We start from the raw sequence: 11673 nt of genomic DNA, 5'->3' as shown, positions 1-11673 counted from the left end.
CAATGGCAGTCACAGTAGTAACGGACTCGTCAGCGACGCTGCCCATCGATCTCGTGCGCCGGCATGGCATCCATGTCGTCCCCCTGCACATCCTCTATCACGGGAAAGACCTCCGCGAAGGGGTCGATGCCATGCCCAGCGATGCCTGGCGGGGCAGCGGCATCTCCACAGCGGGAGCATCCCCCCAGGAACTCGTCAGCGCGTTCGAGGAAGCTCAGTCCGCCAGCGACGGGGATGGCGTCGTCGGCATCTTCCTGTCGCGGAAGCTCTCCTCCACCTGGGAGGCGGCGCACCAGGCGGCCAGCCAGGCCGGGCCGCATGTGCGCGTCGTCGACTCCCAGGCCGCGGCGTTCAGCCTGGCCTTCATCGTTCTCGCGGCCGCCCGGGCAGCCCAGGACGGATGCGACCGCGACGCGGTCTACGAGACAGCGGTCCGCGCGGCCACCCGCACGCAATCGTTCGTCTACGTCAACCAGCTAGACAACCTGCGCCGCGGGGGACGCATCGGTGCGGCGTCCGCGATCCTCGGTACCGCGCTCGCCATCAAGCCCGTGCTGCACCTCTCCGACGGGGCGCTCGCCGTGCGCGACAAGGCACGCACCGCCACCAAGGCCCTCAACCGGCTCGTTGATCTCGCTGTCGATGCTGGCTCCCCGCATCGTGATATCCGTGTCGCCGTCCAGCACATCGAGGCCGAGGACCGCGCCCGGCAGGTCCTCGACCGCATCACCACCCGTCTCGGCACGGTCCGCTCTACCCACCTCTCGGATCTCGGTGCCGTGCTCGGCGTGCATCTCGGCCCCGGCGCGATCAGCGTCTCCCTCTACCACGACTAGCCTCTACCACGACTACATGAGCCCAAGGCGTTATCCCCAGCTAGTCGGTTTCTCCACAGCATCGCCCGCAGCGCGGGGAACCAGGCCACGACTGCCCTAGCGTCGCCTCATGCCCTATGACGCTGACGCGGCGCGGGAAAGGTTCCGCGCCGTCATGTCCCTGCCGCATGAGACCGGTACCGCGACCATTCCTGCTGGTGAACCTAGCGCTGCCGAGCAGTCCAGCGACCCCGCTGATGAGCACGAAGTCGCTGGCGAGGGACGCCACGCGCCCGCCGAGTGGCGCACGCCCGATGCCCCGCCCACGCGGGCCCGCATCGACCTCTCGCGCGCGGGCGCGATGGCACTGATCGCGACCGGCGTCATCGGCATCATCATTGCTGTGCTGCTCACCCGGTCCGCGGCACCCCGGGAATCACCTGTGCCCGACCCGGCTTCAGGGAGCCACAGCAGCACCACTGCATCCCACAAGGACGTGGCACCGGTGGAGCGCTTGGAGCCCTTGCCCGCAACGGCCGCGGCAAGCCCTAGCGAGGCACCAGCGCAACCGAACCACCTCATCGTCAGCGTCGCGGGCCACGTAGCTGTTCCAGGTCTCGTGACCGTGCAGCCCGGGGCACGGGTCGCCAACGCTCTAGCAGAAGCAGGAGGACCACTGCCAGGGGCCGATACCCTCACCCTCAACCTGGCTCAGCCACTGCGCGATGGCGACCACATCATCGTCGGCGATCGTCATGCCGATGGAGCGACCAACCCAGTCGTGAGCGTCATCCTGGGAGCGTCCACGCCGCAGCATGCCAGGGCGGGGGAGACCAGCGCAGGGGAGGCTGCGCCCAGTATCGTCAATGCCAACTCCGCCACCGCCGCACAGCTCGAAGCGCTGCCCGGCATCGGACCCGTCACCGCCGCAGCTATCGTGCAATGGCGCGAGGCCAACGGTCCCTTCCGCTCGATCGACCAGCTCCGCGAGATCCGCGGGATCGGCCCGGCAAAGCTCGAGCAATTCCGTGACCACCTCACGTTCTGACCAACCGAGCATCGATATCCGGCTTGTGCCCTGCGCCCTCGTGGCCTGGGCAGCCACGGCGCTCGCGGTCGCGCACGGTCACATCGCTGCGATCGCCAGCATTGCCGTCGCCGCGACTATCGCGCTCGCCACGCTCGCTATCAGGCCAGCGCCACCGCGGCTGCGCGTCATCATCGCCACGGCCTGCCTGTTCTGGATCGCGCTCGCCGCAGCCGGTGCCATGCACGCGCATGCCGCCGCGACCCACCCGCTGCGGGCACACGCCACCAGCGGAGACGTTGTCGTCCAAGCCCGCGTGCTGAGCGATCCCCGCCTCCTCGATGGCCCAGCGCAGCCCACCTGGCTGCTGCGTGCCCGGCTCGAAGCCTTCACCACCGGGCAGGACACGGCGGGGCAAGCGATGACATTCGCCGGTGGCACCGTGACCATCTTCGCGCGGGCACCAGACGACGCCACCTCCAGTACTATCGGCAATTCCACCAGCGCCGGCGGCTGGGCGACACTGCTCCCCGGTGACCACGTGCGCTTCACCGGGACCATCGCCGAGCCCAGCCGCAATGACCTCACCGTCGCCACGGTGTTCGCTCGGGGCACGCCAACGGTCACCGCGAGCACGAACTGGTGGGGGCAAGCTGCCGGGCACGTGCGCGACCGCTACCGCGACGCTGTTGCCGCGACCCTCGACGAGGCGACCGCCGCTGTGCTGCCAGGGATCGTCATCGGAGACCGCTCCGCCATGCCACCGGAACTGCGCGAGGCATTCGTCACCAGCAGCCTCACGCACCTCACTGTCGTGTCCGGCACGCACGTCACCATCGTGTGCGGAGCGGTTCTGCTCGCTGCCCGGATCGCCACAGGCTCCCGGCGCGCCGCAGCCATCACCGCAGCGGTCGCGCTGCTTGCCCTGGTCATCGTGTGCCGGCCCGAGCCGAGCGTGCTCCGCGCCGCAGCCATGGGATCAGTCACGCTCCTGGCGATCCTCGCTGGCCGCCGCCGCCACGCCCTGCCCGCGCTCTGCGCTGCGGTGATCGTGCTGCTGATCGCGCTGCCGCAACTAGCGGTCCACATCGGTTTCGCGCTGTCGGTCATCGCCACGGCCGGGCTGGTGCTGCTCGCGCCACCGGTCGCGGAATGGCTGCAACGCTGCGGAATGCCTCGCCGCATCGCGGCGGTGCTCGCGGTCGCCCTTGCCGCCCAGATAGTCACAGCGCCGCTGATCGCCGCGGCGTTCGGCCAGTTCAGCGTCGTCGGCGTCCTCGCCAACCTGCTCGTGGCTCCCATCGTGACCGTAGTGATCGTGTGCGGCTACCTCGGTCTCCTTCTCGCGCCCCTGTCCACCACTCTCGCGGCGATCCCGATCTGGATCGCCGGGCACCCCACCAGCTGGATCATCGCGGTGGCTACCTGGTGCGCCGGGCTTCCCCGATCCAGCATCGGCGTCCCGCAGGGCGCGAGCGGGTTCGCGCTCGTGCTGGCCCTCACCCTGCTCGGCGCAGCAGTGCTGCGGGCCCGCCAATGCCTCGCCTGGTGGCGGTGCGCACCCATCCCATATCGCTGCATGCTGGTGCTGGCCACGACCATCCCCGCATGCCTCGTCATCATGCGGGTCGCGTGGCCACCCAGCGTTCCGCCGGGCTGGCTGGTGGCGGCCTGCGATGTCGGGCAGGGCGACATGTTCGTCGTCGCCACCGGCGCGCGCAGTGCCCTCGTCATCGACACCGGTCCGGAACCCGCGGCCGCCGACCGATGCCTTGACCGGCTCGGCATCCGCACCATCGACGCTGTGCTCATCACCCATCTGCACGCCGACCATGTCGACGGGCTCGAGGCGATCGCCGCGCGCGGCCCCAGCACGATCATCATGGGCCCCGGTCGTGACCCCGAAGCGGCGCTCGCAGAGGTCGACGCGCTTGCCCAGGAACACCACATTCCCGTGCGGACAGTCTCTGCCGGTGACGCCCTCGCCTTCGGCCCTCTTCGAGCCACGGTCCTCGGGCCCGAGCCGCAGCGCGCGCTCCACGCCGATCCCAACGATCAATCCCTTGTCGTGTCCATGACGCTTCGCGAGGACGGGCCGACCCTCCTCGTCACGGGCGATGCCGAGCACTCCGCTCAGCAATGGCTGCTCGGCACCTATCCCGCCGAGATGCTGCGCGCCGACATCATGACCGTGCCGCATCATGGGGCGGCCACCACCGATGCGCGGTTCCTCGCCGCCGTGAAACCCCGCATCGCGCTCATCGGCGTCGGAGCGGACAACTCGCACGGGCACCCCCGCGCCACCATCCTCGACCAGCTGCGCCGCCACGGCGCGGTGATCGCCCGGACCGACCAGAACGGCACCAGCACCCTCCGGCCTACCCCTGAGGGGCTGGGGATTGTGGCCGAGCACGCCGATGTGGGAATGTCTTAGCGTGCCACTCCACCTGCTGCTCGGGGACGAGGAATACCTCGTCGAGCGATCCTTGCGCCGCCTCATCGAGGCGGCCCGGGCAGCAAGCGACGATGCCGCGGGAATGCAGCTCACTCGCATGCGCGCAGGGGACGCCAGTATCAGCATCCTCGCGGAGATGCTCAGCCCCTCCCTGTTCGGCGAGGACCGCATCGTCGCGCTCGACGACGCGCACGAAGCGGGCAAGGACGCGGTCGAGGTCATCACCAGCACAGCCCGCGACATGCCCGATGGGGTCACGCTCATCGTCCACCACACCGGCGGTGGTCGCGCCAAGGCCCTAGCCGGGACACTGCAGAAGCTCGGCGCGGAAACGCACCGCTGCGCCAAGCTCAACGCCAGCGAGCGCGTCGAGTTCGTGCGCACCGAGCTTCGCGATCACGGTGTGCGAGCCAGTCCAGACGTGATCACCACGATCCTCGATGCCGTCGGATCCAACCTGCGCGAGCTCGCCTCCGCATGCTCCCAGCTCGCTGCCGACACGGGCGGTGCTGTCACGGCCGAGGCAGTGCAGCGCTACTACTCGGGGAGGGCCGAGGTCACCGGGTTCGATGTGGCGGACAAAGCGGTCGCGGGAAATCGTGCCGCGGCCCTTGCCTCGGTCCGGTGGGCGCTCCACACCGGAACACCGCATGTGTTGCTCGCCGATGCGCTCGGTGAGGCGATCCGCTCGATCGCCCGGGTGGCGGCGGCAGGCAGGGGAGACCCAGGACGGCTAGCGGGCCAGCTGGGGATGCCGCCGTGGAAGGTCCGCAAGACCCAGCAGCAGGCCCGCGCCTGGCGGCCGGACACGCTAGCGGTCGCCCTGCGCGTGGTCACTCGCCTCAATGGGGATGTGAAGGGGGGCGCGGCGGACGCCGACTACGCGCTCGAGCGAGCGATCATGCAAATCTCCAGCCTGGCTGACTGAAGCGGGTTCGGTCCGCGCTTGATGCGTCCATTCGTGATGCCAGCGCTTGATGCGGATACGCCAAAACGACCCAGCACTACTGGAGAGCGTCGTTCTCTAACTGAGCGCTCAGCAGGCTGGGTCGTTCCGGGAAATGCTGTGATCAGGCGATCTTGTTGAACGCCGATGCCATGGCCGACTTCTTGTTGGCGGCCTGGTTCTTATGGATGACACCCTTGGTGGCTGCCTTGTCGAGCTTGCGGCTAGCCGCGCGAAGCGTCTCCTCCGCGGTGCTCTTGTCGCCTGCGGCAGCTGCTTCCCGGAAGTTCCGGATGGCAGTGCGCAGCGCAGACCTCACCGACTGGTTGCGGAGCCGGTTACGCTCGTTGGTGCCGATCCGCTTCATCTGGGACTTGATGTTGGCCACGCGTACAACCTCTGGTCAGATTCGTCTAATGGATGACTTGGCACTCTTTTTGCAGGCCGCTTCGCTCGTCTCCACTGTGTGGGTGGCTCGAAGCGTTGCCTGCGCCGGGAGTGCGTGCGCAGCAGCCACTGGCTGACCGTGCGCGCCGAAGGGCAAGACTACCACTGGCAATGCCAACAGGCTAATTGCCGCATGCCGTCATTGCAGGGGGTGCCGGAGGCCGCGGGGCTCGACCGAACCGCGACTCGATCGAACCGCGACGGCATTCGGTGCTGCCTGGCCGCTCGTGAGCCGTGGCCGTCAAGGCGGGACCACATCGCGAGGCCGAGGGCAGCGGGCCGAGACCGCCATCCGAGGGCGCGAGTGGAAACTTTTCCCGCTCAGAGCGGGAAAAGTTTCCACTCGCAACGCGACCCCGGCCCTCGTCGGCCGAAACGGCCCAACCCGAGGTGGAGGACCACGCGCGCGACCACGCCTTGGATAGGGTGGGTGTCGTGAGCGACCACGAGCAATCTCCCCAAGGAACCAGCGGCGAGAGCAGTACGGGAAGCGGGGACATCATGTCCCCCCGAAGTGGGTTCGGGGATCCACGCAACCGTGCGGTCATCGCTGTCCCGTTCCTGATGATCGCGATCAGCACCATCGTGATGATGGTGTGGATGCCATCGCTGCCCGATCAGGTGGTGACCCAGTGGTCGCCGACGACCGGGCAGCCCACGTCGCTGAGCAGTGCCTCGACGGCGGTGCTGTCGTACGTGGTGCCAGCGCTGTTCACTGTGTTGCTCGCGGTGCTCGCAGTGCTCCTCGAGACTCGGGGCTCGGCGTTCCGGCGCTGGGCGGCACGATTCACGGCGGGCGCGTCGTGGGCGATCACCGTGTTCATCTCGGCCGGCACCCTGGTGATGCTGTCTGGCCAGCGTGGCCTGGACGATGCTTCGCTGGCTGCTCAACCGTCCGGTAGCGGGATGGTGGTGGGGACGGTGCTATCGGTGCTCGTTGGCCTGGGCGGTGCCGCGCTCCTGAGACCGCGCTGATGAGACCGCGCTGATGAGACCGCGCTCCTGAGACCGCGCTCCTGAGACCGCGCTCCTGAGACCGCGCGAGCACGGCGCGCCGGCCTGGCCACGCCGGGCGGAAACGAGACTTTAACGCGATACGGCGCCGTTCTGCGTGCCGAGGACCCGCAGGTGTAGCACCATGGAGTGAGTGAGTTCCGGTTCAAGATCACCTCGTGCCCATAGCGCCCTCTTCGAGGCGCTGCAGCAAGCCGATGAGGCAGGGCATGGCGAGTACGTGTTCAGCGGCTACGCGGGCACTGGCCCCGTGCATGAGCACTACGCCAAGGCGTATGACGAGATGTTCGACGCGCACGGGGATGTGCGCTCGGCCTACAAGGGCATCTTCTCGGCGCTGGCCCCGGTCTCGGCGATGGATCTGGCGGCCCGCGCGGATGCGCTGGGGCGCGCGTTCCTCGATCAGGGGATCACGTTCTCCTTGTCGGGGCAGGAGCGCCCGTTTCCGCTGGACCTGGTGCCGCGTGTCATCGCTGCGGCGGAGTGGGCGCGCCTGGAGAAGGGCATCAAGCAGCGCGTGAAGGCGCTGGAATTGTTCCTCGATGACATCTATGGGGAGCAGAACATCCTGCGTGATGGCGTGCTGCCGCGCCGGCTGGTCACGTCATGCCAGCATTTCCACCGCGAGGCGATGGGCATCGTCCCGCCGAACGAGGTGCGCATCCATGTGGCTGGCATCGATCTGATCAAGGACGAGAAGGGCGTCTTCCGGGTTCTCGAGGACAATCTGCGCTCCCCGTCGGGGGTGTCGTACGTGCTGGAGAACCGGCGGACGATGACGCGTGTGTTCCCGGATCTGTTCGCGAGCCATCGCGTGCGCGCGGTGGGGGACTACCCGTCGCACCTGCTGCGGGCGCTGCGGAACTCGGCGGCATTGAACGAGGCTGATCCGACGGTGGTGGTGCTGACCCCCGGCGTGGCGAACTCGGCGTACTTCGAGCATTCCTTGCTCGCCCGCACGATGGGCGTGGAGCTGGTGGAGGGGCGCGACCTGTTCTGCCGCGACAACGTGGTGTACATGCGCACCACCGAGGGCGAGCAGCAGGTGGATGTGATCTACCGGCGCATCGATGATGACTTCCTGGATCCGTTGCAGTTCCGCCCGGACTCGGTGCTGGGCGTGCCGGGTGTGCTGAACGCGGCGCGCGCGGGCAATGTGGTGATCTCCAGCGCGGTCGGCAATGGCGTGGGCGATGACAAGCTGGTCTATACGTATGTGCCGACGATCATCGAGTACTACCTCAATGAGAAGCCGAGCCTGCCGAATGTCGATACGTTCCGGTGCTGGATCCCCGACGAGCTCGAGGAGGTTCTCGAGCGGGTCGATGAGCTGGTGATCAAGCCGGTGGAGGGCTCGGGCGGCTATGGCATCGTCTTTGGACCGGATTCGTCGCCCGCGGAGCTGAAGTCCATCTCGAAGCAGGTGCGCGACAATCCGCGTGATTGGATCGCCCAGCCGGTGGTGCAGTTGTCGACGGTGCCGACGAAGGTGGGCGATGAGCTCGCGCCGCGGCATGTGGACCTGCGCCCGTTCGCGGTCAACGATGGCGAGGATGTGGTGGTGCTGCCGGGCGGGCTCACTCGGGTGGCGCTGAAGGAGAGCTCGCTGGTGGTCAACTCCAGCCAGGGCGGTGGCAGCAAGGACACCTGGGTGCTGGCAACGACGCGCTCGGCCGCGGAGGACCGGGAACTCGTCGGCGATGAGGTGGTCACCGAGCCGAAGACGGCGCATCGTTCCGAGGTGGGGCCCGATCCTGGTACTGAGCAGGAACAACAGCAACAGCAGCAGCAATAGGAGGTGGGGGATCATGCTTGCGCGCAACGCGGAATCGCTGTACTGGATCGGCCGGTATGTCGAGCGGGCCGATGATCTCGCCCGGATCCTCGATGTGGCGGTCCACCACCTCCTCGAGGATTCCACGGTGGATCCGGATCGCACGTCACGGATCCTGCTGAAGGTCCTGGGGGTGGAGCCTCCGGATGGGCCGCTCGATGTGTGGTCGCTGACCGAGCGGGTGGCGTACAGCCGGGAGAACTCGGGCTCGATCGTTGATTCGCTGGCGCGGGCGCGGGAGAACGCGCGCGGTGCCCGCGAGGTGACGTCCACGGAGATGTGGGAATGCCTGAACACGACCGTCAACGGGCTTGCTTCGCGCGAGCGAGCGGCCCGGTTGCTGGGACCGCATGAGTTCTTCCGCTATGTGGAGGAGCGGGCGGCGATGTTCGCGGGGCTCGCCGATAGCACCCTCAGCCGCGATGACGGCTACCGGTTCCTGCTGCTCGGCCGGTCGGTGGAGCGCGTGGACATGCTGGTGCGGCTGCTGCTGTCGCGCGCGGGGGACCGGACGCTGTCGCCGTCGTGGGTGACGGTGCTGCGCTCGGCGGGCGCGCACGATACGTATCTGCGCACCTACCGTGGCGCGCTCGATGCGGGCCGCGTGGTGGAGTTCCTGCTGCTCGATCGCTTGTTCCCGCGCTCGGTGTTCCATGCGATGCGAACCGCGGAGATCGCGCTGGAGGAGCTGGACAATCGTCCGCGCAGCCGCATCGGAGCGCGTGCCGAGGCGCCGCGCCTGCTGGGCCGGGCGCGCAGCGAGCTGGAGTTCCTGCGGCCGGGGATGCTGCTGGACGAGTTGCAGCCGCGCTTGCTGGCCCTGCTCGACACGTGCACCGAGGTCAACGAGGCGGTGGCGCTGCAGTACTTCCACTCGGCGCCGTGGGTGGCATGGACCGATGCCGATGCGGGGCACGACGATATGCACGTGGAGGCGGAGCTGTGAACTGGCGCATGCGGATAGTCCATACGACGGGCTATGCCTACGAGGGGTCGGTGACGCGATCCTACAACGAGGCCCGGCTGAGCCCGCGCAGCGAGCCGCGGCAGAACGTCATCCTCAACCGGGTGGAGACCAGCCCGGCGACGCGCTCCTACCGATACACCGACTATTGGGGCACCCATGTGACGGCGTTCGATCTGCATGCGCCGCACACCGAGCTGGAGGTGGTGGGCTCGTCGGTGGTCGAGACCGATCCCTCGGTCCGGCCCGAGGAGCGGGTGACGTGGAAGGACCTGGGCAGCGACCGGATCCTCGACTGGTTCAACGAGTCGCTGCTCAACACTAACTACGTGCCGCGCGATGAGGGGCTCACCGCGATCGCCGAGGATCTCCGCAAGGGGCACCGGCCCGATGAGGCCGTGGAGATCATCTCGCGCTGGGTGCACGAGCAGATGTCGTACGTGCCCGGAACCACCGGGGTGCATACCTCCGCGGTGGAGGCGTGGGAGGAGCGCAAGGGCGTCTGCCAGGACTACGCGCACCTGACCCTGTTGATGCTGCGTGGCATCGGCGTGCCGTGCCGCTACGTCTCCGGCTACCTGTATCCCAAGGCGGATGGCCAGGTCGGCGAGACGGTATCGGGGGAGAGCCATGCCTGGATCGAGGCGTGGACCGGCGGCTGGTGGGGCTTCGACCCGACCAATGCGATGGACGTCAGCGAGCAGCACGTCGCGGTCGGCGTGGGGCGCGACTACCGGGATGTGCCCCCGCTGCGGGGGATCTATATCGGCGGCAAGTCCACGGCTCTCGATGTCGTGGTCGACATCACGCGCCTGGCGTAGCTCCCGGCCCGGCCTCGCCGGTGGCTAGCTCGACGGGCGCGATCTCGGCCGGGGCGGTCCCGCTCGCCGCGGCGTTAGCTGGCTCGACGGGTGACAGTGCCTGGGCTGCCTGCTCGTCGGTGGCCGCTGCGTCCTCGCTGGCCGCGCGCCTGGATGCCATGCGGGTCGGCACCACGGCACGCAGCGCGCCGAAGATCGCGGTGAATCCGTCGCCGGGGCAGGACGTGTCGTTGAGGTCGCGATGCTGGGCGATCGCGGGAACCGTGTGCCGGGAACCGAAGTCAGGCTCGATGTAGGTGAGCCGACTGACCGGGTCGAGGCCGAGGTGCTGGCACAGCGCGGCAAGAACCGTGACGAGCGAGCGCTGCGCGGCCGCGCTGGGGCGCTGGGTCTCGTAGTCGCCCACCACGCAGATGCCGATGTTGCCGCCGTTGCGGGCGTAGGAGTGCCCGGCGGTGACGACATTGGTGGTGCCCGGCTGGAACACCGGCGAGGAGTCGGATCCCGTGTCGCGCCCGGCGTACACCGCTCCCGCCGGATCGATGAGCAGGTGGTAGCCGACATCGCCCCAGCCGAGCATCCAGGCGTGGTAGCGGTAGATCGCGCGCACGGTGGCTGGGCCGGTAGTCCATGGTGCCGACGCGGAGTGATGCACCGTGATCATCTGGGCGGCCGTGTACTGCCTGTTCCAGGGGCTCTCGACGAGGTTGGTCTCGGCGCCCCAGCCGGGGCGCGTGATGACGGGCAATCCAAGGAAGTCAGTGGTGTTGCCGGCGTTGGCGATGGGTCGCACGCCCCCGCTGATCGTCATCGCGCTTGCTCCGGCGGCGGCATCGTCGTGCGTGACCTCGATGCCGGTGCAGCCGTCGGGGATGCGCAGCAGGTCGGTGGAAATGCCAAGCGGCACCGAATCGGGGCAATGACTGCTCGGGCCCATGGCATGCCAGCGGCTCGCGGTGCCTGCACTGGTGAAGCGCACGCGGGCGGGCGCGGTGGTGGGGCGGGCGAAGGTCATGCCCACGTATTCCGCGGCCGGGGGCGGCGTGACGGGGGATCCGAGGGGGATCGCGGCGAACGGCTCGTCCGGGACCAGCGCCGGCGTGGTGCGCGCCCGGGCCGGCGCGGTGCCCAGGGAAGCCAGGCCGAGGGTGGTCAATCCGAGGGCCGCGCTGGAGCCAGCGAGCATGAAACCACGGCGGTCGAGTGGCAGCGGATGACGGTTGTGGGCGCGCGGCTGGTGATGGTTCGTCACGATGGCATCCCGGGAGGTGTCGGTGCTGAGCGTGCTTCTGCGCCCCCACCGTAGGGGGCACGGGGGTGGGGCCGTGGCGGGGCTGCATGGACGCAACC

General features: G+C 68.6%; 10 protein-coding genes. 8 read left to right on the top strand and 2 right to left on the bottom strand.

Features of this window, described 5'->3' with window-relative positions; translation table 11 throughout:
• Positions 1 to 2 precede the first annotated feature (2 nt).
• The 4 genes from FXO18_RS12310 (at position 3) to holA (ending at position 5225) form a co-directional block, all read left to right on the top strand.
• The gene (locus FXO18_RS12310; RefSeq protein ID WP_149361430.1) at positions 3 to 836 is read left to right on the top strand and encodes a DegV family protein; all 834 of its coding nucleotides are present in this window, start codon (positions 3 to 5) and stop codon (positions 834 to 836) included.
• 109 nt (positions 837 to 945) lie between these two features.
• Entirely contained in the window at positions 946 to 1863 is a 918-nt protein-coding gene (locus tag FXO18_RS12305) for a ComEA family DNA-binding protein (protein ID WP_149361429.1), read from the top strand.
• On the top strand, positions 1844 to 4276 hold the full coding sequence (locus FXO18_RS12300; RefSeq protein WP_149361428.1) for a DNA internalization-related competence protein ComEC/Rec2: 2433 nt from the start codon (positions 1844 to 1846) through the stop codon (positions 4274 to 4276). The genes FXO18_RS12305 and FXO18_RS12300 overlap by 20 nt, the downstream gene beginning before the upstream one ends.
• Before the next feature lies 1 nt (position 4277).
• Positions 4278 to 5225 carry a DNA polymerase III subunit delta gene (gene holA / locus FXO18_RS12295; protein ID WP_407936472.1) on the top strand — a complete coding sequence of 316 codons (948 nt, stop codon included), beginning with the start codon at positions 4278 to 4280 and terminating at the stop codon, positions 5223 to 5225.
• Positions 5226 to 5367: 142 nt separating this feature from the next.
• Here the strand turns inward: holA and rpsT are convergent, their stop codons facing one another.
• Positions 5368 to 5631: a 30S ribosomal protein S20 gene (rpsT, locus tag FXO18_RS12290; protein ID WP_149361426.1), complete on the bottom strand. Its 264-nt coding sequence runs from the start codon at positions 5629 to 5631 to the stop codon at positions 5368 to 5370.
• 494 nt (positions 5632 to 6125) lie between these two features.
• Between rpsT and FXO18_RS12285 the strand changes: the two genes are divergently transcribed.
• From FXO18_RS12285 to FXO18_RS12270, 4 genes are all read left to right on the top strand, one after another.
• Complete coding sequence (locus FXO18_RS12285; RefSeq protein WP_149361425.1) at positions 6126 to 6665, top strand: DUF1648 domain-containing protein; 540 nt, start codon at positions 6126 to 6128, stop codon at positions 6663 to 6665.
• A 259-nt stretch (positions 6666 to 6924) separates the two neighbouring features.
• On the top strand, positions 6925 to 8499 hold the full coding sequence (locus FXO18_RS12280) for a circularly permuted type 2 ATP-grasp protein (protein ID WP_407936478.1): 1575 nt from the start codon (positions 6925 to 6927) through the stop codon (positions 8497 to 8499).
• A gap of 13 nt (positions 8500 to 8512) precedes the next feature.
• Complete coding sequence (locus tag FXO18_RS12275; protein ID WP_149361424.1) at positions 8513 to 9484, top strand: alpha-E domain-containing protein; 972 nt, start codon at positions 8513 to 8515, stop codon at positions 9482 to 9484.
• An 8-nt stretch (positions 9485 to 9492) separates the two neighbouring features.
• Positions 9493 to 10323 (top strand): transglutaminase family protein, encoded by an 831-nt coding sequence (locus FXO18_RS12270; RefSeq protein WP_187774343.1) that lies wholly within the window; start codon positions 9493 to 9495, stop codon positions 10321 to 10323.
• On the opposite strand, the gene FXO18_RS12265 is transcribed toward FXO18_RS12270, so the two are convergent.
• A complete protein-coding gene (locus FXO18_RS12265) occupies positions 10307 to 11575 on the bottom strand; it encodes a peptidoglycan recognition protein family protein (protein ID WP_187774342.1) in 1269 nt (422 codons plus the stop codon). The two genes, FXO18_RS12270 and FXO18_RS12265, sit on opposite strands and share 17 nt — an antisense overlap.
• Positions 11576 to 11673 lie beyond the last annotated feature (98 nt).

It is taken from the genome of Lolliginicoccus suaedae, from assembly GCF_008312885.1.
GTDB classification, from domain to species: Bacteria; Actinomycetota; Actinomycetes; order Mycobacteriales; family Mycobacteriaceae; genus Lolliginicoccus; species Lolliginicoccus suaedae.
Note: the sequence above shows the minus strand (reverse complement) of the source record. Positions and strands in the feature narration are given on the sequence as shown.